The sequence below is a fragment of the Fluviicola sp. genome, assembly GCF_039596395.1.
In the GTDB taxonomy this organism is placed as follows: Bacteria; Bacteroidota; Bacteroidia; order Flavobacteriales_D; family Crocinitomicaceae; genus Fluviicola.
In genome coordinates this window covers 489,945-515,465 of record NZ_JBCNJT010000002.1, presented here as the reverse complement: position 1 = coordinate 515,465, position 25,521 = coordinate 489,945, and the positions used below count along the sequence as shown (strand labels likewise).

General features: G+C 42.2%; 24 protein-coding genes. 12 read left to right on the top strand and 12 right to left on the bottom strand.

The genetic code is table 11. The annotated features are described in order from the left end of the window. Position 1 precedes the first annotated feature (1 nt). From ABDW02_RS11295 to pyk, 8 genes are all read left to right on the top strand, one after another. Positions 2-1,573, top strand: coding sequence for a hypothetical protein (locus tag ABDW02_RS11295; protein ID WP_343634664.1), 1,572 nt, complete (start codon positions 2-4; stop codon positions 1,571-1,573). Between the two features lie 20 nt (positions 1,574-1,593). After that, the gene (locus ABDW02_RS11290) at positions 1,594-2,886 is read left to right on the top strand and encodes a T9SS type A sorting domain-containing protein (RefSeq protein WP_343634663.1); all 1,293 of its coding nucleotides are present in this window, start codon (positions 1,594-1,596) and stop codon (positions 2,884-2,886) included. After that, a complete protein-coding gene (locus tag ABDW02_RS11285; RefSeq protein WP_343634662.1) occupies positions 2,853-3,575 on the top strand; it encodes a hypothetical protein in 723 nt (240 codons plus the stop codon). Before ABDW02_RS11290 ends, ABDW02_RS11285 begins: the two co-directional genes overlap by 34 nt. A gap of 65 nt (positions 3,576-3,640) precedes the next feature. Beyond that, the gene (locus tag ABDW02_RS11280) at positions 3,641-4,351 is read left to right on the top strand and encodes a hypothetical protein (protein ID WP_343634661.1); all 711 of its coding nucleotides are present in this window, start codon (positions 3,641-3,643) and stop codon (positions 4,349-4,351) included. Between the two features lie 68 nt (positions 4,352-4,419). After that, positions 4,420-4,767, top strand: coding sequence for a hypothetical protein (locus ABDW02_RS11275; RefSeq protein WP_343634660.1), 348 nt, complete (start codon positions 4,420-4,422; stop codon positions 4,765-4,767). Positions 4,768-5,189: 422 nt separating this feature from the next. After that, positions 5,190-5,873, top strand: coding sequence for a hypothetical protein (locus ABDW02_RS11270; protein ID WP_343634659.1), 684 nt, complete (start codon positions 5,190-5,192; stop codon positions 5,871-5,873). Positions 5,874-6,004: 131 nt separating this feature from the next. Further along, positions 6,005-6,436: an IPExxxVDY family protein gene (locus ABDW02_RS11265; RefSeq protein WP_343634658.1), complete on the top strand. Its 432-nt coding sequence runs from the start codon at positions 6,005-6,007 to the stop codon at positions 6,434-6,436. Then, on the top strand, positions 6,433-7,851 hold the full coding sequence (gene pyk / locus ABDW02_RS11260) for a pyruvate kinase (RefSeq protein WP_343634657.1): 1,419 nt from the start codon (positions 6,433-6,435) through the stop codon (positions 7,849-7,851). Before ABDW02_RS11265 ends, pyk begins: the two co-directional genes overlap by 4 nt. Positions 7,852-7,947: 96 nt before the next feature. Here the strand turns inward: pyk and ABDW02_RS11255 are convergent, their stop codons facing one another. After that, positions 7,948-10,509, bottom strand: a complete 2,562-nt coding sequence (locus ABDW02_RS11255) for a lamin tail domain-containing protein (protein WP_343634656.1) — start codon at positions 10,507-10,509, stop codon at positions 7,948-7,950. A gap of 91 nt (positions 10,510-10,600) precedes the next feature. On the opposite strand from ABDW02_RS11255, the gene ABDW02_RS11250 reads away from it, so the two are divergent. Further along, complete coding sequence (locus tag ABDW02_RS11250; RefSeq protein WP_343634655.1) at positions 10,601-11,164, top strand: hypothetical protein; 564 nt, start codon at positions 10,601-10,603, stop codon at positions 11,162-11,164. A 101-nt stretch (positions 11,165-11,265) separates the two neighbouring features. Here ABDW02_RS11250 and ABDW02_RS11245 read toward each other — a convergent pair whose 3' ends face one another. Then, positions 11,266-12,387 carry a DEAD/DEAH box helicase gene (locus ABDW02_RS11245; RefSeq protein ID WP_343634654.1) on the bottom strand — a complete coding sequence of 374 codons (1,122 nt, stop codon included), beginning with the start codon at positions 12,385-12,387 and terminating at the stop codon, positions 11,266-11,268. Positions 12,388-12,644: 257 nt separating this feature from the next. Here ABDW02_RS11245 and ABDW02_RS11240 point away from each other — a divergent pair, with 257 nt between their 5' ends. Beyond that, complete coding sequence (locus ABDW02_RS11240) at positions 12,645-13,658, top strand: aspartate-semialdehyde dehydrogenase (RefSeq protein WP_343634653.1); 1,014 nt, start codon at positions 12,645-12,647, stop codon at positions 13,656-13,658. Positions 13,659-13,684: 26 nt separating this feature from the next. Next, the gene (locus ABDW02_RS11235; protein ID WP_343634652.1) at positions 13,685-14,515 is read left to right on the top strand and encodes a DUF6089 family protein; all 831 of its coding nucleotides are present in this window, start codon (positions 13,685-13,687) and stop codon (positions 14,513-14,515) included. A 203-nt stretch (positions 14,516-14,718) separates the two neighbouring features. Here ABDW02_RS11235 and ABDW02_RS11230 read toward each other — a convergent pair whose 3' ends face one another. From ABDW02_RS11230 to cyoE, 7 genes are all read right to left on the bottom strand, one after another. Next, complete coding sequence (locus tag ABDW02_RS11230) at positions 14,719-15,294, bottom strand: DUF420 domain-containing protein (RefSeq protein ID WP_343634651.1); 576 nt, start codon at positions 15,292-15,294, stop codon at positions 14,719-14,721. Further along, a complete protein-coding gene (locus ABDW02_RS11225; protein ID WP_343634650.1) occupies positions 15,272-15,940 on the bottom strand; it encodes an SCO family protein in 669 nt (222 codons plus the stop codon). Before ABDW02_RS11225 ends, ABDW02_RS11230 begins: the two co-directional genes overlap by 23 nt. 67 nt (positions 15,941-16,007) lie before the next feature. Next, complete coding sequence (locus ABDW02_RS11220; RefSeq protein ID WP_343634649.1) at positions 16,008-16,703, bottom strand: SCO family protein; 696 nt, start codon at positions 16,701-16,703, stop codon at positions 16,008-16,010. A gap of 25 nt (positions 16,704-16,728) precedes the next feature. Beyond that, positions 16,729-17,097, bottom strand: coding sequence for a cytochrome C oxidase subunit IV family protein (locus tag ABDW02_RS11215; protein ID WP_343634648.1), 369 nt, complete (start codon positions 17,095-17,097; stop codon positions 16,729-16,731). A gap of 20 nt (positions 17,098-17,117) precedes the next feature. Continuing rightward, complete coding sequence (locus tag ABDW02_RS11210) at positions 17,118-18,170, bottom strand: cytochrome c oxidase subunit 3 (RefSeq protein WP_343634647.1); 1,053 nt, start codon at positions 18,168-18,170, stop codon at positions 17,118-17,120. 21 nt (positions 18,171-18,191) lie between these two features. Further along, positions 18,192-19,247: a hypothetical protein gene (locus tag ABDW02_RS11205; protein ID WP_343634646.1), complete on the bottom strand. Its 1,056-nt coding sequence runs from the start codon at positions 19,245-19,247 to the stop codon at positions 18,192-18,194. Positions 19,248-19,253: 6 nt separating this feature from the next. Next, a complete protein-coding gene (gene cyoE, locus ABDW02_RS11200; RefSeq protein ID WP_343634645.1) occupies positions 19,254-20,153 on the bottom strand; it encodes a heme o synthase in 900 nt (299 codons plus the stop codon). A gap of 505 nt (positions 20,154-20,658) precedes the next feature. Here cyoE and ABDW02_RS11195 point away from each other — a divergent pair. Beyond that, positions 20,659-21,438: a DUF4382 domain-containing protein gene (locus ABDW02_RS11195; RefSeq protein WP_343634644.1), complete on the top strand. Its 780-nt coding sequence runs from the start codon at positions 20,659-20,661 to the stop codon at positions 21,436-21,438. Between the two features lie 63 nt (positions 21,439-21,501). On the opposite strand, the gene ABDW02_RS11190 is transcribed toward ABDW02_RS11195, so the two are convergent. From ABDW02_RS11190 to ABDW02_RS11180, 3 genes are read right to left on the bottom strand one after another with little or no spacing between them, the layout of a single operon-like run. Further along, positions 21,502-22,986 carry a hypothetical protein gene (locus ABDW02_RS11190; RefSeq protein ID WP_343634643.1) on the bottom strand — a complete coding sequence of 495 codons (1,485 nt, stop codon included), beginning with the start codon at positions 22,984-22,986 and terminating at the stop codon, positions 21,502-21,504. After that, positions 22,986-24,527 carry a hypothetical protein gene (locus ABDW02_RS11185; RefSeq protein WP_343634642.1) on the bottom strand — a complete coding sequence of 514 codons (1,542 nt, stop codon included), beginning with the start codon at positions 24,525-24,527 and terminating at the stop codon, positions 22,986-22,988. Before ABDW02_RS11185 ends, ABDW02_RS11190 begins: the two co-directional genes overlap by 1 nt. Then, positions 24,524-25,342: a 3'(2'),5'-bisphosphate nucleotidase CysQ gene (locus ABDW02_RS11180; protein WP_343634641.1), complete on the bottom strand. Its 819-nt coding sequence runs from the start codon at positions 25,340-25,342 to the stop codon at positions 24,524-24,526. Before ABDW02_RS11180 ends, ABDW02_RS11185 begins: the two co-directional genes overlap by 4 nt. Positions 25,343-25,521: the final 179 nt, after the last annotated feature.

Below are 25,521 nucleotides of genomic sequence, written 5' to 3'. Positions count from 1 at the left end.
CATGAGAAAATTCATTACAGGAATGTTCCTGCTCATGAGTTTACATGGGTTGGGGCAAGCGGATACGCTGGTGTTTAAGAACCCGCGGGAAATGATGGAATACGCGTATTCAACTACCAATTTCAGTAATTTCTCCAGCACTTACTTTCGGAATGCTACCATGGAACTGGAAGATTCTGTTTTCAAGCAACTGGTTTATAAAGACCAACCAATCCATTGCACCGGAAACGGGATAATAGGCTTATTCTCTTTGATGAATTGGTGGGATATGTCGCAGACTTTTCACCGCGATTCCATTCTATTCCCGGTATACGATCATTTCTATTCACTGGATGAATACAGTGAACTGCGAATTCCATTCTATGTGGTCGATTTGAAGATAAACTCGTTAATTCCGGCTGTAGCGGATGCATTCAGGAATAGTTCGGAGATAAATCCATACCGTGAAATCCTTGCAAATGATTTAACCGAAGACAAAGTGTTGTATGCGGCTATGTTTTTAGATTCCTTTGCTTACAACAATGCGGTTCTTGAGTTGAACGATAAGACCTTCTTCACCAATAACAACAGAACGATTGATCACGTGGAAATAAAACGCGGAATCGATTCCAAACTCCTGTATTTTAATTCCTCCGTAGATTTGAGCAATTGGCTGGAAGGCAAGCAAAAACTCACTTTTGTGATCCATTTTTCAGACGGAGAACAAGTGCAGGTCCAGCAGGAAGTGGAGATGAATCCCAGAAACACCCCGAAATCTTCCGTGAGCCAGCATTTTGTGTCCTATGAGACGCTTTACCCGGACAATTATACGTCGTCGTCTATTTATTCCCCGGATTTGAAATTCTCGACTTATTATGCCTGTTCCGATAATAAATTGCGCAAACCCTTTATTATGGTTGCAGGCTGGGGACCACACACAGATAAGAAAGCGATAAATGATAAACAAAACTGGCCGGCATCTTTGGGTCAGCTGTCCAATCAGTTTAACCAGGCCGGCTTGATTGAAAACCTTCATGATGAAGGCTTTGATGTCATTCTTTGTCAGTTCTTCCCTCCAAATGCCTATGTAGAAAAGAACGCTGACCTGTTGGAACAATTAATCAACTTGGTAAACACCCGGAAAATGGAAAACGATTCCTACCAGGAAAACATCATTATGGGTTTTAGCGCCGGTTCACTTGCCACACGGCTTGCGTTGCAGAAAATGGAATACAAACACCTGAATGCGAACGGGCCGCACCCACATACCAAATTGTATATTTCCAATGATGGAGAACATGGTGGAGCAAATATTCCCCTTGGGATGCAACATGCTGTGGAGTACCTATGGGTTTACGATTACAATCAAATGTTTTTTTCTGAAGTACCTTTTGTTGCTCCGGCAATTGAGAACGTTTACAAAACCTATGCTTTGCATTACATTCTCAATGCGCCGTTATCAGCGCAGTTACTACATTATTTTCATACAGAAACAGGCTCGGGAGATTCGCCGGGTCAAGGCCAGAGCGGGCTCCGTACTTCCTACATGGCAAAACATACGGCTTTCAACCATGCTAAAAACGGCATCGTTTAGGTTATCCATCCTTTCAGCGGATGATTTCCCTTTCCAATGGTACGTCTACTCCAAAATACGATTTCTCTAATTTCACTGTTGATCACTTTCCGTACCCGGAGGAAACAGGAGCTATCTTTTTCAAACAAAACTCTGCTCCAATGCCTTTTTTAAACCGGAGATATGAAGCATCTTTCCTAACACATGGTATTCACCGGGTATTTTATTGTGAACACAAACCCTGGTTTAAACCCTGGAAATCGAAGTATGAAGCGACAACAAAAGACCCGCTGGTGCTGGATAACGCTCCCGGAGGAATCATCTTTATTGAGCAAAATCCAATTATTGAAATCAATAACCAATTCAGCGCACAATTGCCATTGAGTCCGGATATTAAGGAACAGTTGTTATACGCTTTTACTCCCACCGTATTGACACACGATGTGAAGGACTTAAATAGTAGTTTGAATAATGGTTATCCGGATTATAATTTTAAGATTCATAAACTAATGTATGATACTGAAATTACTGCTGCTGTAAATGATCCAGATGACGCATCCAATTATTATGGATATCCCCACTTAGGTTATCCGTTCAATCATTACGATTATACCGTATTTGATGCTTTATTTTGTTGGGATGAAAATACCGAACACCTGACCGGAAACCGGAAAGATCCGAATGCTTATGCCGGAATCGATTCACCCATTAAACCTATCATCAAGAATTTCGTGGTGGAAGAGGCGGAACCCGATTTTATTTTCCTGCAGAATATGCGCATCGGTTTCTTTACCCGACCGGGATATTTCTATCGGGTAGATTACGAGGCAGGAAATAGCATTTTGTTGGGGAATCACGTCACCCAAAAAACCGACTTTGTAGATCTGGTTGTAGAACCGAATGCCATTGTAGATGCGCAGGCGGTTGAGGAAATTCATTTCACACCTGGAGTCCACATCAAAAGCGGTGCGGATTTGCATGCTTATATTGGAGATATTGTCTGTGAAAAAACATCAGCCATTACTAACACGAACTTCGGTTCTGAAAATACAGCAGCAGAAGCCTCCGAATTCCGAAATAACAACGGAGGAAGTTTGGATCGGGTTTCCATTTTCCCCAATCCTTCCAAAGAAAGTTTTTCGGTTCGTTGGGAAGAATTATCCATGGATGAAATCATCGAGATCCGGATTCTGGATCTTTCCGGCAAGGAAGTATATAAAAAGCTTGTATCTTTAAAGGAACCAATATTCCATCAGGTAAGGCCGGGCTTTTATTTGGTTAAATTAATTAAGGACGGAGTATGCACTACCAAAAATATATTCATCGAACATTAGTTGTGGTAGGTTTGCTTCTATTAATCTTCTCCTGTCACAAAGCGGATAAGAAGCATCCTATTCAATTTACAATTAAGTCGCACATTCCATACAGTGGAGAACCTATTTCCGGTGTGAAGTATACCATAACGGAATACCGGTCCAAAAAATTTTCAAAGAAGCTGAGTGATATTGAATACACCGATTTCAAGTTGGAAGGTTACACCAATACTAACGGGCTTGCAGTTATTTCTTTTCTTCCGAAGAAAAGCTTGGATTACATGTATCGAATTGATTTTGATTATTCCAAGATTCAATTTTCAGGATCTTCCGAAGATTATTCGTTAATCAACGCCCCTGCATACGATCTTATTAACCGGGATAATCCAAGGGATTATGAAATCAGAGCCTTACCTCATTGCAGTGTTCATTTTAAAATTGAAAACATCAATTGTTTTGATAGCAATGATAAAATGCGCTTTAAAACATTCAATATGGATGAATTCCCCAATCAGTCATTTCAATACATATCCGTTTGGAGTAATGATTTTAACGGTTGTGCTGTTAATTTAGAGAATACCAGTAACGATATGTTATCGGGCAGGAAAGTCTACCAAATCGAAGTGACTCGTAATGGTCAAGTGACAACTTATATAGACACTTTTTTCCTGCAACCCGGTATCATGAACGAGGTTTTCCTGGAATATTAATCAAGTACGGAAAATCGCAACAATTTTTACAAATGAATTACTCACATTTGTAAAAATGTACTGCAATGAAATTACTATTCGCATTATTCAATTGTTGCCTGCTTCTTTTAATCATTTCCTGCAAAAAGCCAGATAAAAAACATCCTATTCAGTTTACAATCAAGTCTCATATTCCGTATAGCGGTGAATCTATTAAGGGTGTAAAGTATACCATCACCGAATACCGGGCAAAAAAATTCTCACAAAAACTGGGTGAAATTGAATACACGGACTTCAAGCTGGAAGGTTACACCAATGCAGCTGGGCTTGCAGTTATTTCTTTTTTTCCAAAGAAAAATTTAAATTACATGTATCGAATTGAATTTGATTATTCCAATATTCAATTTTCAGCTTCTTTCGGAGATTATTCTTTAATCAATGCCCCTGCTTATGATCTAATTAACCGGAATAATCCAAGAGACTATGAAATTAAAGTGTTGCCACATTGTGGAGCTCATTACAAGATAGAAAATGTTAATTGTTTTGATGCGAACGATAAAATGAGATATAAAGTATATCACTTGGAAGAATCTCCCAATGAGACATTTGAAACTGTTTACACGTGGAGCGATTATTTTAATGGGTGTGGAATATTTGGTGAGTATATCAATAATAATTCATTGTCCGGTCATCAAGTTTATCAAATCGAAATAACTCGCAACAATCAAGTAACTACTTACACTGATACCTTCTTCTTGCAACCTGGAGTAATGAACGATGTTTTTATTGAGTATTGAGAATCAAGTACGAAAAATTGCAACAACTTTTTCAAATCAATTACTCACATTTGTAAAAATGTACTGCAATGAAATTACTATTCGCATTATTCAATTGTTGCCTGCTTCTTTTAATCATTTCCTGCAAAAAGCAGGATAAGAAGCATCCTATTCAATTTACAATTAAGTCGCACATTCCATATAGTGGAGAACCTATTTCGGGTGTGAAGTATACCATAACGGAATACCGGTCCAAAAAATTTTCAGAGAAGCTGAGTGACATTGAATACATCGATTTCAAGTTGGAAGGTTACACCAATACCAGCGGGCTTGCAGTCATTTCTTTTCTTCCAAAAAAAACCTGGATTATATGTATCGAATCGACTTTGACTATTCTGATATTCAATTCCAAAACTATTCGGGTAGTTATTCTCTGATTAATGCACCTGCTTATGATCTTATTACTCGTAATAATCAGGAGAGTTATATAATTCGAGCTTTACCTTTGATGCAAATTAATTACAAAATAGAAAATGTAAATTGCTCTGGGCCATCAGATAGTATGCGGATCATAATAAGGAATTTTGATGAAGATTATTATTTGGATTTTAATAATGAAACTTGGAGTCCTTATAATTTGGGTTGTTACAATGAAGCATCAGTAGTCCAGTCAAAAGCGGGACGCTATGTGTACAAAATCCAAATAAATCGTAATGGAAGTTTAACAGAATATATAGATACGATATTAATCGCTCCCGGTGTTAATAATAATCTGTTCATTGAATATTGAGAATCAAGTACGGAAAATCGCAACTCACATTTGAAACCATTTTCTCATATTTGTGAAAAACAATTAATTATGAGACTACTATTTATTGTATTTATTCTGTCACTGACTGCATGTACTATTACCAAGCGCCATTTCGGACCCGGCTATCATGTGGAATGGAAGAAATCGCATTCGGAGGAAGAACATCAATCGAACAAAGAAAATCAGTCAGATTATCCAGAAGATCATCCCGGAAAATCGGAAATCACTGTTCAGGTGACATCTTCTCCTTCTCCCATTGACTCTATCCGTCCAAAAGTTTCTCAGAAAAGTGAAGTCATTTTGGGTGACACTGAAGCAGATGTGGCTTCCTATCCGGAAAACTCGAAATCGGCATTCAATGAGGATTTTCCGATGCAAATGGATCAACCAAGTTTAGAAGATCCGAAAGAAGAACCTGCCAAGAAGACTGAACCATTGACTTGGGTTGCATTTATTCTTTTAGTGGGAATAGGGATTTCTGCAGGATTGATATCCATGTATAGCTCCTTTCTTTATTTAGGAGCCGGAATTTTTCTAACTGGATTGGCCCTTCTTCTAACGGTTTTTGCATTTATTTCCTTTGTTAGGGTTGTAAGGAACAGAGATCGTTATAAGAATAAAGGATTGACCTATCTTTTGTTCTTTATTTCTATCACAGCTCTATTTGTAGGAGCAGTTTACTTAATAGCGGTTAGTGCCTTATCGTCAATGACTCCAATAATGGGCTATTGAATTGCAAATTCTACGCTATTCCTTTCAGCTTATATCTTTCTCAATACCATGTTAACTTAATGAAATCCTAACCTCCAAACAGCTTGTCATGTCTGAGATATTGCGTAACTTCACGTATAAATTCAAAGTGGATGAGCAAACAAAAGCGTCATGTACTTTCTTTGGAAACTTCTGTAGACTTTGAACTGATCGGTATTTGTTCACACCACAGTGACTACCGGTTGGCTTGGGGAATCAACAAAATACTGGAATTGGAACTTACCAAAAGTGAAGAGCCCTTTGTGATTCAATCCAAAAAAGGTACAATCGTTTCACAACACAGTTTCCATGTGTTTATCGATGAGGTAGATCACATGGAATGGTATTTAATTAAGAATAAATGTGAGGGTAAATTCCTGATTCCCGAAAAGAACCAGATTGATTATTTTTTGATTCTCCGGGAAAACGTGCTTCACGACCTGGATGAGTTGGTAGAAAAGATCCGGGAATCGAATAGCGTGATGGCTGCCTATGTTTTTGAGGCTGAATCCATTCCCTCTGCAGAACTAATAATTTTCGAATGAAAAAAACAAAAATTGTAGCCACCTTAGGTCCGGCAACTGCTGAAAAAGAAGTTTTAAAACAAATGATATTGGACGGGTTGAACGTTTGCCGTTTGAACTGTTCGCACGGATCACATGAAGATCACAAGAAAAGTATTGATCTGATCCGCGAGATCAACCAGGAAACCGGTTTGAATGTTTCCATCCTGGCCGATTTACAAGGTCCTAAGATCAGAACCTACGAAATGGAAAACAACGGTGTCATGATGGAAGAAGGCGCTATTGTGACCATTGTAACGGAACGAATTACGGGAACAGCTGAGAAATTCGGGATCAGTTATTCATTGATGCCGCGGGATGTACAACCCGGAGAACGTATTTTGCTGGATGACGGGAAATTGCAGATGGAAATCGTGGAAACGAACGGTGAAACGGAAATCAAGGCGAAAGTGATTCACGGTGGAATTCTTTCCTCCAAAAAAGGAGTGAACCTGCCGAATACCAAAATTTCGTTGCCGTCATTAACAGAAAAAGACCGCGCAGACCTGGAGTTTGCATTGGCGAATGACGTGGATTGGATCGGTTTGTCATTTGTGCGTTCTGCCAGAGACATTATCGAATTGAAGCACATTATCTCAAACCGCCAGGCTAAAGCACGTGTGGTTGCGAAAATTGAGAAACCGGAAGCAATCGAAGATATTGATGAGATCATCAAAGTAACGGATGCCTTGATGGTTGCCCGCGGGGATTTGGGAGTTGAAATTCCGTACCAGAATGTGCCGCTGATCCAGAAAATGCTGATCCGTAAAGGACATCAGTACGCAAAACCGGTAATCGTTGCTACGCAAATGATGGAAAGCATGATCACGAATGTTACTCCGACACGTGCGGAAGTGAACGACGTTGCCAATGCTGTTTTGGATGGTGCCGATGCAGTGATGCTTTCCGGGGAAACATCGGTGGGGAAATTCCCGATCGAAGTGATCCGTACGATGGTGAATATCGTAGAAGAAATGGAGAAATTTGACGGGATCTATCACAAAGATCAGCTTCCGGATAAAACCCAGTCGCGCTTCATTTCCGATTCAATCTGTTTCAATGCCTGCCGATTGGCGCAGCGTGTAGAGGCAGATGCGATCATTACGATGTCATTTTCGGGCTATACAGCTTATAAGATCGCATCCCAAAGGCCCAATGCGCCGATCTTTGTGTTTACAGGAAACAAACAGATTATCACACAGCTGAGCCTTGTTTGGGGAGTGAGAGCTTTCTATTACGATAAAAAAGTAAGTACCGACCATACCATTGCTGACATCAAATACCTGCTTACCAAAGAAGGTTTGCTCAAACAGGGAGATTTGGTGATCAACATCGCTTCCATTCCGATCGAAGAGAACGGAAAATCGAATATGTTGAAGTTGAGCTACGTAGAGTAAATTGAAAATGTAAAATTGATAATTGAAAAGAGGAGAAACGAGGTTTAAAGCTTACAGATATTTCCCCTTTTCAATTTTTGCATTCTCAATTTTCAATTAGTCAAGTTTTCCGGCTAAAGTAAAGCCTACACGCTTTGCAAATTGCTTTGTTCCTCCGTCTGCAGCAAAAGCTTCAATCACTGCTATATAAATTCCGATCGGGGCTTTTTGACTGTTCGACATCACGCCATCCCAGGTAAAACTTCCCTGTTGTCCGAGCAATTCACTGGAGAAAAGCGTGTGCACCTCGCGGCCTTGATTGTCAAATATTTTGAGTGTTGCAATCATTCCCACGTCAAAATTATACTGGAATAACAACACATCCTGGAAACCGTCATTGTCCGGCGAAAAGATCGGTTCTGTGGTTCCGAAAGTGGACGACACACTTCCTGTTGCGCACTGTGAATTGATTTTTCCCGGTGTTCCGAAACCGATTGTTTCCGCAGCCGTGTGCCAGTTGGAAGCACTCGATGAAACGCCATCCGGGTTGATGCGCTCGAGGGTTTTGTTTTCCGTGTCGTCGATGAGTGACAAATGCCAGTCTTCCCTGTAGCTTACTTTGTCAATGATAATGGTGTTGTAGAACAACTGTACGGTCGAAGAATCATTATTCAGGGAAGGCAGGGACGTAGCATAGAATTTTCCGGATACAGCTTCCGGGAAAGTACTTTTTTGATAATTGCTGTCGGGAGTCAGGACCACGTATGCGCCCGGATACAGGAAATAATTCTGTGTCAGCTGAATGGTATCATCGTTGTAATTGGCAATGGCTGAACCATTTAGGTTGATCACTTTCAAAGAGCGGTTGTAGATTTCCACGAAATCAGATCCGCCGGTTGCGGGGTCAAAAAGAATCTCATTGATCACCAGGTCTCCGGCTTGCGGAACATCTGCCAGGGCGAAATTCCCGGTTAGAGTCGTTGCGTTCAGCCAGCAATCGCTGACTGGTCCGTAAGAAAAATGGTACTGTTGACTTGGAGCCAGGTTTTCATTGAATGCAATGGTTGCCTGGTTACTGAAAGTCGTTGCCACAGAAATGGATTGAACCGTCAGGTTTGGATTTGAACTGAAAGCGGCATTTACCAGGCTTGCGGAATCCATTCCTTCCGAAAAATGCACTTCCAGGTAATTCGGGCCCAAAGCTATCAGGCCGGTGATGTAAGGAATTTGTACGTCGGGGATGATATTATAAACGGAATTTTGTGTTCCCGGAGTTCCGCCATTGGGATTATTGGAAGCGATCCAATTCGATGCGTCCGAGCAGGGATCATCCGGGTTGATTAATTCCAGCGTGTAACCACCCGTTTTTTTAACCGGATCCTGGTACCAGCTATCGGTATAAGAAACCTTGTCGATCAGTATTCCGGTATTATCCTTCAGAACAACATCATCACTGGAATTGTTGTAGCTGGGAAAACTGCTTACGGTGTAAGAACCGGGAAATTCAGGAGCGCTGGACGTAGCACAAAGAATTTTGTATTGGCCCGGACTAATGAACCCGGATAGAATGGTTCCGTCTCCGCTCTGATCGCCCAGTTTCCAGCCGGCAAGATCAATGTATTTGCTGCTCTTATTGTAGATTTCAATAAACTCCAGTTCCGGAAGACCGATAACCGGAGAAGGATCTACCATCACTTCTGAAATGATGATGTCGCCTTTCACCGCTGATTCGCCCACCAGGTACGAAAAGTTTCCGGTCAGATTCGTTGCTGTATTCCCGAATGCATCTTCAATACTTCCGACCGTAATGCTGTAATTCTGTCCATTGCTGAGAGGAGCTCCCAAAATCAGGTGAAGCAAAGAGGCATTGGTTCCGTCAACCGAAACATTGGAAACCGCAATTGCCGGATTGATCGTATAATTGCCCGTCTGGAGCATTGCGCTTCCTCCAACCGGCTCGCTAAACAACAGATCGACCTGGGAATTGGTAATCACTGTTGCACTGACTAGTGAAGGAGCTTGTGTATCCACAATTTCGCTGCCCACATAAATATCGTCATAATAGAACTTCGTTGCGTTGGAAACAGTATACGTTTGAAAAACACCGAAATGTGTTCCGGTTAAAACGGTTGCATCCGTTCCGGTATAGGCACTTCCGAAGTTTGTTCCGCCGGTTGGATCGACATACAATTTCCAGAGTCCTGCATTATCCCGGACAACCTTCACCCTTACAGCGAATGAAGCGGCTATTTGTCCATCCAGTGAAGCACAAATTTGGGTCGAAACACCGGAAACAATTTTAAATAAACGTACGGCGTCTGTGGATCCTGCTTCTCCGAACTGCAGGTAAAATCCATCCGGGTTGGTGCTCAAATCGGCAGAGGAAGCGGTCAGATAAACCCGCCCGAAATTGCTGGAGCTTGGAGCAAAAGTCTGCCGGACCACTAATTCCCATTGCTTGTTGTCCAAAGATGATAAACCATGCGGAGTTGACAAGTAGGAAGTGGCTGCAACAGTATTGCTTAATTGCAATTCCTGGCCTGCATTGATAATGTATGTTGTGTTGGTTCCATTCCAGGCCGGATTTGAGGTAAAATCCCCGTCGGAAAAATCATCAACGAGCTGATTCCAGGCCAAAAGAGGACAGAGTAGTGTAAGAACAATGAAAAGTGCCTTCATATCAATTAAGTCGGACTAATATACAAAAGTCCGTTTTGATTGACATACTATTCACAAACTATTTATCTTTGTGCCATCAACTAACTGAAATATGAAAAAAGGCATTCTAACTATCTTCATCTTCTTTTTAATGCATGGTGCCTTTGCGCAGAAATTGGCCGAAATTACCTGGTTCGGAATTGATTTTTCCCAGGCTAAAATGGTTGGATCGGCAGGTTTTACGGAACCCGCTAAAATTCAGGCTTACTATTTAAATGTTTGGAACAGTGTTGTAGTCACAGAGTCGGATAAATACGATATTGCAAAGTATTACGGTGCGGCAAAAGTAACGGTGTCGCTTGATATCGTGAAGAAGGCGAATGAGGCTGTAAATTCCGAAGAACTGATCACCGATAACACCTATAGCTTATCTGAAGCGAACGCCAAAGAGGAAATTCAAAAATATGTGGGGCAGGGAGCAGGTACCGGATTGGTATACATAGTTGAATATTTCAGCAAGAGCGAAGAGTTGGCATCGGTTTACGTGATTCGGTTCGATATTGCAACAGGAACCATTTCCAACATGCAAAAAGTAACCGGTAAGGCCAAAGGATTTGGGTTTAGAAATTACTGGCTAGGAGCCATCGAAAAGATCATGAAAAAACGGTTGAAGTAAAAAACCTCAACCGCTTAAAAATAGAATTTTACAAAGAATCAATATTTCAACATTGCAATATAGCCATGTTCAAATATTGCAATATTGGAACTTTGCTTGGTTCATTTCAGTGTTCGCTCCGGGATTTGCTGATTGATCAGCTTCTGGATCGCTTTCAAATACCCTTTTTCCTCACTGGAGCACATCGTATACGCGATTCCGCTTGAACCTGCACGGCCCGTTCTACCGATTCGGTGGACATATGTTTCCGCTACTTCCGGGATCTCAAAATTGATCACATATTCTAATTGGTCGATGTCAATTCCGCGAGAAGCGATATCCGTTGCTACCAAAAAGCTCACAGTTCTGTTTTTGAAACCTGCCAGTGCTCTTTCGCGGGCATTCTGCGATTTATCTCCGTGGATTGCCTCCGCTTTGTGGCCGGATTTCGTAAGTTCTCTTGCTACGCGGTCAGCGCCGTGTTTGGTGCGTGTGAATACAATCGCGTGAGAAATGTTTTCGCTTTTGATCAGTTGTTTCAGGAAAGCACGTTTATCTGCTTTCTCTACATGATAAACAAATTGCTCTACGATCTCAGCTGTGGAAGAAACCGGTGTAACGCGTACATTTACCGGATCGAACAAAATCGTTCCGGCCAACTCCATAATCGTCGGAGAAATTGTAGCGGAGAAAAAGATATTCTGTTTGTTCTTCGGCAAACGCGGAAGGATTTTTTTGATATCGTGAATGAATCCCATGTCGAGCATGCGATCTGCTTCATCCAATACAAAATGGGTGATCTTGGACAAATGAATATGTCCTTGGTTCATTAAGTCGAGTAAACGTCCGGGTGTTGCTACCAGGATATCCACTCCGGCATTCAACTGGTTGACTTGTTTGTTTTGGTTTACGCCACCAAAAATGACCATCGTGCGCAGCTTGGAATGTTTTCCGTAAGCCTTGAAACTGTCGCAGATCTGGTTTGCCAATTCTCTGGTCGGAGCCAATACCAGACAACGGATCGGGCGTTTTCCTTTAACAGGTCCGTCCGGTTCTAAATGCTGCAAAATAGGCAAAGCGAATGCTGCTGTTTTTCCTGTACCGGTTTGGGCGCATCCGAATAAGTCTTTTCCTTCTAGTAAGCTTGGGATCGATTGTTCCTGGATAGGTGTCGGTGTAGTGTAGTCTAATTCTTTTAGTGCATCCAACAAATGCGGATGTAAGTTTAATTCATCAAATTGCATGAAATTTTTTCTGTAAAGTGTTCCGAACTGAATGTCACGTGCGACGAGCTTTTCCTCACTTCAAATCGGTGGAAATTGATTTTTCCGGTACAAAGATACGCTAATGAATTGATTTAATAAAAAATGTTCAAATGTTCAAATGTTCAAATGTTCAAATGTTCAAATGTTCAAATTTGATTCATTAAATTTTTGAACCCTTTGAACTGTTTCAACCTTTTGAACTTTTTAGTATTATTTTTGTGTAAAATTTTTTGGTTATGAGAGTAGCAGTTGTCGGAGCGACAGGAATGGTTGGAAATGTCATGATGGAAGTGTTGAAAGAGCGTTCTTTTCCCATTACGGAATTGATCCCTGTTGCTTCTGAGAAATCGGTTGGTAAAAAGATCGAATTCGGAGGATTGGAATTTCCGGTTGTGGATTTGGCCACAGCTGTTACCATGAAGCCCGATGTGGCTATTTTCTCTGCCGGTGGTGAAACTTCCCTGGAATGGGCGCCAAAATTCGAAGCTGTCGGAACCACCGTGATTGATAACAGTTCGGCGTGGAGAATGCATCCGGACAAAAAATTAATTGTTCCTGAAATCAACGGAGATTTGCTGACGGCGTCGGATAAGATCATTGCAAACCCGAATTGCAGCACCATCCAGTTGTTGATGGCACTTGCACCTTTGCACAAGGCTTACGGAGTAAAACGCGTGGTGGTTTCTACGTACCAATCCATCACAGGAACCGGAGTAAAAGCGGTTCAGCAATTGGAAAATGAGCGTGCGGGAATTTCCGGTGAAATGGCTTACAATTACCCGATCGATAAAAACTGTATCCCGCATTGCGATTCTTTTTTGGATAATGGATATACCAAGGAGGAAATGAAACTGACCAACGAAACGAAGAAAATATTGGATCCTGCTATTTCCGTAACTGCTACTGCGGTTCGCGTTCCGGTTGTGGGTGGACACTCTGAAGCTGTGAACGTGGAATTCGAGAAAGAATTCGATCTTGCGGATGTGCGGAAATTGCTTCACGAAACTCCTGGAATCACTTTGAAAGACGATCCTACGACAAATACCTACCCGATGCCGCGTTTTGCAGAATCCAAAGACGATGTATTTGTAGGCCGCATCCGAAGAGATGAAAGCCAGGAAAAAACCTTGAATATGTGGGTGGTAGCGGATAATTTAAGAAAGGGTGCTGCTACCAATGCGATCCAAATTGCAGAATTGCTGATTCAAAAAGGAATTTTAGTTCCAATGGCAGCAGGAGCACACAATTAATCGCATTCAAATCCGTTATAGCTGGTATGCAGAACAGAATTCTGATAGGTTTCCTTTGCCTGGTAACTTCTCTCTCCTGGAGCCAAAAGGCGCACAGGCACAATGCCTTGTCGCGTTCCGAAATTGGTTTTATGGCGGGCGGAAGCTACTATATCGGCGATTTGAACCAAGCACATTTTAAGCATACCAATTTAGCCGGACAATTGTTGTATCGCTATAACATCAATGCGCGTTTAGCTTACCGGTTAAATTTTACGTACGGGAAAATTGAAGGCTATGACAGCGAACAAAAAGGGGAATTTTACAAGAACAGGAACCTTTCCTTCCAATCGGATTTATTTGAATTCGGATCTGGGATCGAAGTAACTTATTTTCCGTTTGAGATCGGGAACAGAAGGTACAAGGGAACGGCTTATTTATTGGCTGAGTTGTCACTGACGCGTATTAATCCCATGACGGAGTACAACGGAGCGATGGTGGAATTGCAGCCATTGGGAACGGAAGGCCAGGGAACAGAATTGGCGGACCGTGGAAAATATTCGCGCATTCAAATGGGAATTCCGATCGCAGTCGGTGCCCGCGTTTCAATTTCCGAGAATATCGGGTTGAACATCGAATATGGAATCCGTTTGATGTTTACGGATTACCTGGATGATGTGGGCGGATACCGGTATGCAGATCCTTTGCTTTTGGCTGCTCAAAATGGTCCTACAGCTGCTGCATTGAGCAACAGAAGTTTGGACGGGAACCGTTTCGGGCAAAGAGGAAACCGCGCCAGCCGCGATTGGTACACTTTCTTCGGAATTGGTTTGATGATCCGTATGGGGGGCAAGAAAAGCTGTCCGCAACCGAAATAAATTAAAACATGATATCATGTTTTGATAAACTCCATTAATTTAAGTGTGTTCTGGCAGGAATGAAAGGTTAGCATTCCATTTCTTCAATAGCCGCATCCGAAAAATTGCAATATTAGAACCGGCATTATTTTAAATGCTCAGATTTTCATTAATTCATAATTAGCAATTCGGCGTTCGCAATTAATTAGAAATTTGCAATCAGATCAATGCGGATAATAAGGAGAAATCATAATATAAACCACCACTCCGCTAGCTGCTACATAAAACCACAAAGGCCAGGTAATTTTCGTCCACTTGCGGTGTTTGTCGTATTTTCCTTCCCAGGCATACAAATAGGAAAACAATACCATCGGAATAACCGCCACACTTAAAACAATATGTGTGATCAGGATGAAGAAATACGTGATTTTACTGGCAGAAGACACATTTGCCGCCTCGTAGGTATCCAGTTCACCGTTTCCGTTCAAATCTCCGTAAATCGTAGGATCAGACGTCATGTGATAAGCAATGTAACACAGGAGGAATAAAACGGAAAGCGCCATACAAACCTTAATGATTCCTTCGTGTAAGCTGATTCTTTTTTGTTTGATGGCTACCAGTGCCAAAATCAGTAAAAATGCTGTTACAGCATTGATACAGGCATAAATGGAAGGTAAAAAGTGCAAGTCATAGCCCTGGATTTTCACTTTGAATAAAACTGCTACAACTAACGGGATAACAATAGAAAGCGCAATGATCAGCTTTCGGATTCCGGTTTTAGTGCTTTGAGTTGATTCCATATTCAATTTCTAATAATTTACGTAAATCTTTGTTCAGTTTGTCTACATCCTGGGTTTGGGTTCCACGGTAAACTCCCCGAACATATCCTTCCCTGTCAACCAGGACCAAGCCGTCGCTGTGCGCGAAACCGCCTGCGGCCATCGGATCTTTGTCGGCGTGTACCATGAAATGCATCACTCCCAAACGGTGCGTTTTTGCTTCGTCTCCGGTAAAGAACTGCCAGTTTTTGGTACTTATCCCGTTGTTTTTGATGTAATTTCTCAATACGTGCGGTTTATCCGTGTTCGGATCAATGCTGAAAGACATGAACTGAACTTCTGAAGCCAGATCCTGTGTAAGAACGTTCAGCCGTTTCATTTGAGAGATCATCGGCGGACAAATGCTTGGGCAACTTGTGAAGAAGAAGTTGGCAATCCAAACCTTTCCTTTCATGGATTTTGAAGTAATAAGTACTGAATCCTGGTTCAGGTATGAAAATGCCGGGATTTTGGGGTAAACCGTATCAGCCGATTCAACACCGTCCGTTTCAGAAAAGACAATGTCGTAATTCCCAAAATAGGGAAGAGCCCTCGGTTTCTTTTCAGGTTCGGTTTTACAGGCAGTGAGCAGGATTAGAATCAGCGCGAAAGGTACGATCTGTTTCATTTTTCTGTAATTAATTCTTTATGCAGAATTGCATTAACACTTGTTCCTTTCCGGCTTTTGTCAAGCGTTATGCTTTTTCTTTCTTCTTTTTCAGCTTGTATGCTTTGATATCGTATTCTTTTTCAAGAAGTGCCATGTGATCACGCATGGTACGGATAGTACTTTCTGTTTTGCCCGGAAGCACCATTCTCAAATGATTGCTTTTGTCGGAAAGAAGCATCAGTTCCTGGAAACCAAATCCGCCGAAGTATTTTTTATCTTCCTGCAACAGGGTTTGTCCGTTGTGTTTGATGTTGTAAAGGGATTTCGCATCGCCGGTGACAATAATCCAGATCGAAGGATCAAACCCTTCCACGCGATCTTTCAGCATATATTCCACGTCTTTCAAGCGTTTATCCGGGTTGCCGATACCATCTGTCAGCACAGAAACTATTTTCACGTGACCCAGTCTTTTCTTGTTTTCACGCAGTCTCTGGTAAATCAATTGGTCCAGATGCCAGATAGTAACACCACATGAATCCGGGCAGGAAGGCTGGATCGTGGTATAAATAACGATCTTGTTCTTAAAAGAATTGTTGGTATAGACCTTTCCTCTCGCATCCGTAAAGGAGAATGCCGGAATGGGCCCGTAATCATCCAGCTCCTTGAATTTGTGTTCACAACCCCGGGTGGAAATGAATATTAAAATAAGAGCCGGTCCGAATAGAAGCAGTAGTGCGAACACTGATCTTAACGAACCGGCCTTAGAATTTGACTTAGCCATTGGCTAAAAATGAATTAAATGAAAACTATCCTCCGTATGTTTCCCATGCTGTGTGGACTGCGTTAGCCTCCGTCAGCGCGATGAAAATCAGGTAAATAATGAATATAAAATACGGAACAAGGATGCAGTACTTCAATACTTTTTTCTCGTCACCCAGGTGCATGAACACCAATACGATGTAACCTGCTTTCAATAATGTCAATCCGATGAACAACAATTTCACGATCCACCACATTGGGTTGTCCTGGTGAACCATTGCTCCTACAGCTACTTCAAATGCTGTAATTACAGTAAGGATCGCCGTTACCAACCAAATTTTGCGACGAATCTTCTTTCCTTGTTCTTCGCTATGGTGAGCATCTAATGAGTATTCAATAATATCGTCTCTTTCCATGATCTATGTCTTTCAAAAAATTAAACTAAGTAGAAGAATGTAAATACGAACACCCATACTAAATCGACAAAGTGCCAGTACAATCCTGTTTTCTCAACCATTTCATAGTGTCCGCGCTTGTGGTAAGTACCACGGGAAACACCTAAGAAGATCAAGATATTAATAACAACTCCTGAGAATACGTGGAATCCGTGGAATCCTGTAATGAAGAAGAAGAATTGTCCGTATTGGGATGGACCGTACTCGTTGCTTTTCAAATCAGCACCGTAAATGATCGCTCCTTTTTTTCCGGAGTTAACAGACTCCCAGTATTTCACTTCAGCATCTTTTCCGTGGATCTTAGTCACTTTTGATAAAGAATGACCTGTTCCATCCGTTTTGATGATCAATTCCATGTGCTCGTCGTTGTGTTTTTTCCAGGTAGCAACTGAACCGTCATGCAAAGTGATTTTTCCGTCTTTCACTTGTCCGTTCATAACCGCTGTGCGGAAATGGTGGAACAATTCGTCCGGAGTTTCTTTGATCACATCACCTACTTTGTGGTGTCTTCCTGCTTCAACAACTGTAAAGCTTTCCAACTCTCCGAAATGACCTTTTACGATTGCACGTGAACCTGTGTGCTCTCCGGAAAGGATTTCAACGCTTCCGAAATGAGAACCGTGAATGAAGTGAGACCACTCCCAAGCCTGAGAACCCAGGAAGAAGAAACCACCGATGATCGTAGCGATCATCCACTTCATAACACCTTTTTTGTCCATTCGGTGACCGGCTTCAACCGCCAATACCATCGTTACGGATGATACGATCAAAATGAAGGTCATCAATGCAACGTACATCAATGGATAACCGTGACCTAAGAAAGGCAAGGAGTCAAAAGTCTCTTCACCGATCGGCCATGCGCTCTGTGTAGTGTGGCGCGTATAACCATAAGCAACTAACAATCCACCGAATGTCAATGCATCCGATACCAAGAAAAACCACATCATTAACTTACCGTAACTTACGTTAAACGGTGAAGTCTTCCCGCCCCAAGCGGTTGCTGCGTCGACGTGTGTTGTAGCGTGTCCAGCCATTTTACAATTTTTTGTGCAAGTTTAATGAATAAAAAGCAAAAAAAGCAATAAATAAATCCATAATACGCCTAAAAAATGCCAGAAAATAGCAAGGGTGCGTACAGGAAGGAAATTATCAACTGCTAATTTACCTGAGAATGAACGAATTGAAGCCTTTAAAACAAAAATCAGCGTTACCAAAATATGTAACAGGTGTAAAAAAGTGAGGATATACAGGTAGGATGTTGCTGTGTCCGAAGAGGAATCCATCTTGAGCTGAAGCGGCGCACTTAGCGGAACTCCTTTATAATAAAGTGTCCGGTCTTTGTAATCCAGTTCCTGGTTTTTGTAATAGATCTTAAAGTCTTTTCCATATTTCCCGGAATGGAAAAAATCACCCCTTCCGTCGCGGATATGCCAGGAAAATTCCTCCAGCCGGATCAGGTCTACATGTTGTAATTCGACCGTATCCTGGACATAGAATTTTCCATCTTTCAGGCTTACTGCCTGGTGTTTGTAAAGAATGGTGTATTTGTCCAGATCAGCAATTTTCGGATGCTTTTCTTTAGTGATTCGTTCAAACTGCTTTGCGAATGCACTGATTTGTTTTTTCTGTTCTTCCGAAACCAGCTTCCCGGCTATCAGGTAATCATTTCCGTCTACCTCCATGTATTTTCCATCTACCTGAAGTTCGTAATAAGACCCGTAACGGCCCTCGGAAACAGTGATTTTGGAAGATAAAAATGCCCCGTTCTGGTACAATTCCTTATATCCTTTAAACTGGAAATAAGCAAATCCGACTCCCAGGATGAAAGTTAAAGGAACAATGGTTTTCAGGATGCCCGGATTTCCTTTCTGAGCCAGTTTGATGCCCACAAAGAGAATCATACTGCTCAGTACGATCAATGCTGTTGAAACATAGAATGCTGGCGGGAAATTATACTTCACCCAAAAAGTATCTCCTGCGCTTACAATGTATCCGGAGGATAAACCCGCAAACAACATGATGATACCGAAAATCCCTACGTAGATGAGATTTTTTTTCATTTTCTCCCGAACCTCGGGAGTTAATTCTTTGTCGTAATCAATTTGTGACATACGTTTTTAAAAAAGAGTACCGTGCTGCCACAAAGCGTCCATAATTTCAGGAAGCTTTCTGTCGAACACATATAAAAATTGAACAACCGGTAACCAGATAAAAGATGCAAACATCAGTTTCCGGGCATCGGCAATAGTAAGGCTTAGGAATAATTTATAAGCTTGAAGGAAGAATAAGATGGAAAAACTTCCGGCTACTATTAAAGTAATGTCGCTTGTCCAGCCCATCAGCCATGGCAATAATGAAAACGGAATCAATGCCAGTGAGTAGATCATGATCTGGAAAGCCGATCCTTTGGTTCTTCCCTGTTTGGAAGGCAGTAAGGAAAATCCTGCTTGCTGGTAATCATCGTAAACCACCCAGGCAATGGCCCAGAAATGCGGGAATTGCCACACAAATTGCACGAAAAACAATACGCCCGGCACCAAACCAAAGCTGTCGGATCCGGCAACAGCTCCGATCATTGGAGGAAGTGCTCCGGGAAATGCCCCCACAAAAACAGCCCATGTAGAAATGCGCTTCATCGGGGTATAAATAAAAACGTAAGAGACAAATGCGGCTAAACCAAGAAGCATGCAACCCAGGTTCAATTGATAAAGCATCCACAATCCCGGAAGTAAACAAAGTGCGATGACAATTAATCCTTCGTTAACAGACATTTCTCCCATGGGAAGCGGTCTTTTCCCGGTACGGTTCATCAAAACATCCAGTTCGCGTTCCCAGATTTGATTGGATCCGTTGGAGGCAGCAGTTACCAATAAACCACCAAGTATTAAGTAGGTCATTTCCAGTCCGTCACGACCGCCAACAAATAAATATCCGGAAAGTGCCGATAGAATAACAAGGGCTGAGAGTCTGAATTTGGTGAAATTCATGTACATCTTCACTTTTTTGCCAATACCCATAATTACTCTTTTTAAAGATGGTGCAAATGTAAGCATCAACTTGCCAAGTTGTACCCAACTCGAATTCAAAATTTCAAAACAGGTATAAATTAGATTGATTTTAGATAATAATTATTTCAAGTATTCTTTAAAATGAACCAAATGTTACTTGGTTCTTACCTCTTATTAATTCCTGAAGGTTTCATTTAACTTTAAAGATATCTTTGTTCTGTATCAGGTTATGAGATCCAAACATGGATTCTCAAAAATCGGGTCATAGGTGTGTTAGTTTGAGGGAGGAAGTGGTAAGCCTCCCTCTTTTTTTTTGCCCTGAAAATTCCTTTTTCAAATTGAAAACGGCCTTTTCAAATTGAACCGGAAAACACACCGGTTCGCTTCTTGGCACCATTCCTATATCATTCTGAAACCCCTTTATTTTTCGGACGAATCGCACAAATTCGCAGGCTGCAATTATTCCTTTGGCACAAACTTCGTTTAGCCCATTTCCGGATTAAAATACACGATTATGAAAAGGATACTAGTATTTACGTTGATGATTGTTTGTGCAGGATTCACTATTCAATCATGTAAGAAAGACAATAAAGTCTCTCAGGGACAAATGGAAGTTCGAATGACCGATTCACCGGGTGATTTCGTAGCGCTGAATGTGGAAATCGTGAAAATCGAAGCTTATCTCCAGAATTCCGGGTGGGTAACCATCAATGAATCTTCCCATGAAATTAACATCATGACTTTGACAAATGGGGCAGAGGTTACACTTGCAAGTGCAACAACTGTTCAACCGGGAACATATACCAAACTAAAATTGACTTTTAGTGGTGAGAACAGTTTAACGTTTAACGGATCGAATGGTTCAAACACGGTAAACCTTTCTTTCGGATCCAGTTTCCAGGGACAGGTTGAAGTTCCGATCCATTGTACGGTTAGCAGCGGTGTAACGGCAAGTATTTTGCTGGATTTCAACGTTGGCTCATCCATTGCACAAGCGGGTGGTGGTTATACACTGAACCCGGTAATTGCAGAGATTGTCGATCCGTCGACAGGTGTGCAGGGACAGGTAAGCGGAGCTTCGCAGGCAGCAATTACTTTAAGTAATGCTTCATACAATGCAAGTACGTTCATTAACAGCAACGGATATTTTATGATCAAAGGTGTTCCCGACGGAACATATACTTTGAACATTGAAGCGAAAGCACAAGGTGAAGTGGTAACATCTCAGGAAAGTATACAAAACGTAACGGTTACGAAGGGCCAGATAAAAAATGTAGGCTCTATCCAGATCTAAAAGTCTTGTATACTAAAATGAAACAGAAAGGGTCGCTGAGCATAGTCGAAGGGCCCTTTTTTATTACCGGATTTTGCGTTCGTTGAACAGGTTGCTGCGAACTCCCGCGCAAATGAGCGGAGTAGCACTTGTTCCCATCTCTCCCCAACTGTATTGCAATCCTGCCTGGAGATACAGTTCCATCTGCAGTTTGTTTAAAGTAGTGGAAGCATTTGCCTGCAGCGAAACAGTGCGTTGGGTAATTCCCTGGCCAATGGTATTTCCATATTCCTTCGGATGGGAAACATAGCTTTTGTAAATATCGCCTCCGTAACTGATTGCTGAATCATCGTATCCTTTCAGGTAAAAGGAAGAGAAAAGTGTCAATTGAAAATGCTTGAACGGAATTTGCGCCGTTGCAAGCAGTTCGGCAAAATTACTTCCCAGGTAATGTCCGAGCGGCAAGCCCAGAGAACCATTGTTCTGTCCGGAAGAAATATGGGAGAAAGTATAGGGCCTGACCAGATTTCCTTCCAGCTGGTAAGACCAGCGTTTGAATCGCCCTTTGATACCCAATTGCACCGCGTATTTATTCGCCCACCATTTCGAGCGCTTAGTGATCTCTTTCAACACAAATTCGTCCAGCGGAAGCTGAAAGTACACACAGTGCTTCTTTTGTGAGAAATAATAGGAAGATTGCAAAGCCAGCAACACGTTATCTGTAGATCCCAAACTATATTCCTGTGGGCGGAAAAATACGAACGGATTCAGGTATTCGACCTCATAACCACGTTTGTAAGTGCTGTCTTTCGATTGGAAAATGACCGATTCCAATAACATGATATTGAAATTCTGACCGATGTTCATGCTCAGGTAATGCGTGGTATTGTATTTCCAGTCGCGGGTTTTATTTGCGTAATTATTATCATGTAAGAACTGGTAAAGAAGACCATATTCTAAATTCCAGAAATTCACGCGGAACTGGACAAACGGATTGGGGGCAACCTGGTCTCCCTGGATCAATGAGCGGTATCCTTCCCCGAAAAACTGGTTGTCGATTCCAGCGCTGATGTGGAGCATGTCGCCGGGCGTATACCCGAAACGCGTGCGGATATCCGTGAACCAGAATGAACTTCTGTCCTGTAAAGGAGAAAAGGCAACGTGAGTTTGCGTGTAATCTTCGCGCAAGCTCCAGCCGGAAGTCAGCAAGGTACGATTGTACCATTTTCCCCACGTCTTTTCAAAGTTAAAACCAACTGCTGCACGATAACTGATGGCGGTGTCGTATTGGAAATAACTGTCGGTTGCCGGAAGAATGGCAAAACCGCGTTTGGAACCTTTCGGGCTGAAATAAGCATTAAAAATAGAGGTATCGCCATCGAAAACGAGTGTATCTGTTTTAATCGTTTTTGCTCCGGTATAGCGGATCATCGGCTGCACCGAATGATGGATCATTCTGGAGTCCGCGATATTCGGTTTCAGGTTCAAATAACGGATTCGGTCTATTGTTCCCTGGGAATGCCCCGTGAGAACAATAAATAAAACTGCTATGTGAATCAGGTATCGCATCAGAAGTCGAAATAATGATTGTTAAGAGCGGTCCGGATCCCGATGTTGAACCAGTAAGATTGTGCGTTTTGTAAAGGATTGTTGACCATGCGCAATTTGGCTGAACCGAAAATTTCCAGGCCGTAAATGTGGTTGAAATTATATCCCAATTCCAGGTTTTCATAAAATACCTGCTGGTTCACCCCCGGGTTTGTTTCATAAACGGGAAGCAATTGCCGGTAATTACCGGATTGATTGATGTAATAATTGGTCGATGAGCTAATAAACAAGTGGTTCCATTCCGCGCGGATCCTCAAAACAACTTCGTCCACTCCGGCTCCCATCGGATGCCCGACCGGAAGGTTGAAATTGCTGTAATTGATCCGTGGATTGGAAGATTGGTAAGCATTTGCAGCTGTGTGGTTGTATTCCACGTGAACCAGGTAGTTCGGAGATTTGAACGGCCAGTAGCGAATCCCGATTTGCCCCACATCACTCGATTTGGAATATGGATTTCTTCCGTATTGACCGTATAAAAGGACTTTCCAGAATCGCCAGTTCAGGTCCAATCCCAGATACCCATAGCTTTTTCCGTTGATTCCTTGCTGGATCGTTGCAGCTCCCGGGATGGGAATGTAGAACCCGCCTTCAACAGCTTGTTTCTGAATGGAATCTCCGCGTGTCCAGGTTCCGCCTTCAACCAATCCTATTCTTAAGTGTTCGGTCGGCTGGAAATAGATCGTTCCGATGCTCAGCGCCTTGCGTTCATACAGTGCTTCCCCGTTTGCGGAATACGGAACGCGCAGCATGTTCAATCCCTGCATGCGGATCATCTGGAAGTTCCACTTTTTACCCAGGGAGTAATTGATGCGGAAATTCATCGTCGGCAATGAATTGTCGGAATAAATCACCGACCGGTAACCACTCCCGATAAAAACAGGATTGTTCCCAACAGAAACTGATAAGCTTTTCAATACCTGCCATTGCACCATTCCCGTTGCATAGGCATAATCGAAACCGTTGGTTTTGAAAGGTTTGGTGCGTGCGCTTCCCGGAATAACAGCATTCACCTGGTAATAGCTTGAATCAGCGCTATTCGGATAAAATTCGCCCCGATTTGTTACATATTGCTGTAAATAATAAGGCAGAATAGCCTGGTTTTCGTAAAAAGAGCCGGAGAAGAAGACCTTGTTCTTCATGCTTCCCTCCAGGCGGACACCGCGCACGTTTAAGTATTGGCGCATGTTGGTATCGCCTTGTTCCCGTCCCATTTGAATATCCAGGATCGGACTAACCCAAATAGCTCCGTTGTTCCGGACAAACTGGATCAGTTCCCGCTGATAGATGTAATAACCGATGTTTGAGTACCGGGTTTTATTTTCTTTGGTTGCGCCGTAATAATTCACCTGGTTATCGGTTACCGGGAAAACGGGTGCGAAGGAAGAGTCGGTGAAAAAAGAAGCATCTTTAAAGTATGTTTCGATTGGCAACACACGGTATTCCTGTCCGAGAACAGTGGAAGCCAGCAAACATGAAAAAAAGATGTTCAGGAATATTTTCATTTAGTCAATCGCTCAATAACAGGTTTGGTTTTCACAATGAAATAAGGATTGTACAAGTTCTCTTTATTATACCGGAGCGGCTGATCCGTTTCTGCATGTACCACGCTTCCGCCCAATGCTTCAATGATTGCTTGCCCGGCAGCGATATCCCATTCCATAGTCGGTGCAAATCTCGGGTAAACATCTGCTTTTCCCAACGCCAGGTCGAAAAACTTTAAGGCGCTTCCCATTTTAGTAAATTCCACTTCCCCGAAAATCTGCCGCATGGATTCGTTGAACTTCAGGTCATTCCCGGAATGATGGGACCTGCTGCCCGAAATTCGCAGCGGTGTATTTGTTTCCGTTTTCGGATGGATCGTTTTCCAATGTTCTTGTTGTTCAACCTGGTCGAAACTCAGGAATGAAGTGCCGAATTCCTTCCCGCCAAAAAGTATTTCTTCTTTAGCCGGTGCAGTAATGAAGCCTAAGACCGGTTGATTTTGATGTACCAATGCGACGCAAATGGCAAATTCCCCGTTCTTTTTGATAAACTCTTTTGTTCCGTCTAATGGGTCAACTACCCAAACCGTTTCCCAGTTTTTCCGGATTTCATAGGGAGAATTGATGATTTCTTCCATGATGACAGGAATTCCGGTTTGTTCCAATGCGCTTTTGATGATTGCATTGGATAGCAGGTCGGCCTTGGTAACCGGGCTGCCGTCATTTTTGAGGGAAGGATCAAAATCTGTTTCGTAGACTCCCATAATGGCTTTGGAAGCATCTACGCAAGCTTTCAAAACGACAGGGATAAAAGACTGAATTTCTGAAGTAACCATTGGTTAAAAGTAGCAAGAAAATGCAATAAAATAAGTGAAAAAAGAGACGGCCGGTAAGCGTCTCAAATAATCTGTGCATCAGAGGGAAAGAAATAATACCTGTAAATGGCGGGTAATTCTTTCAAAGGATCAGATCACTAATTCCTTTTAGCACCATTTCTTCCCCGAATTTAACCGCC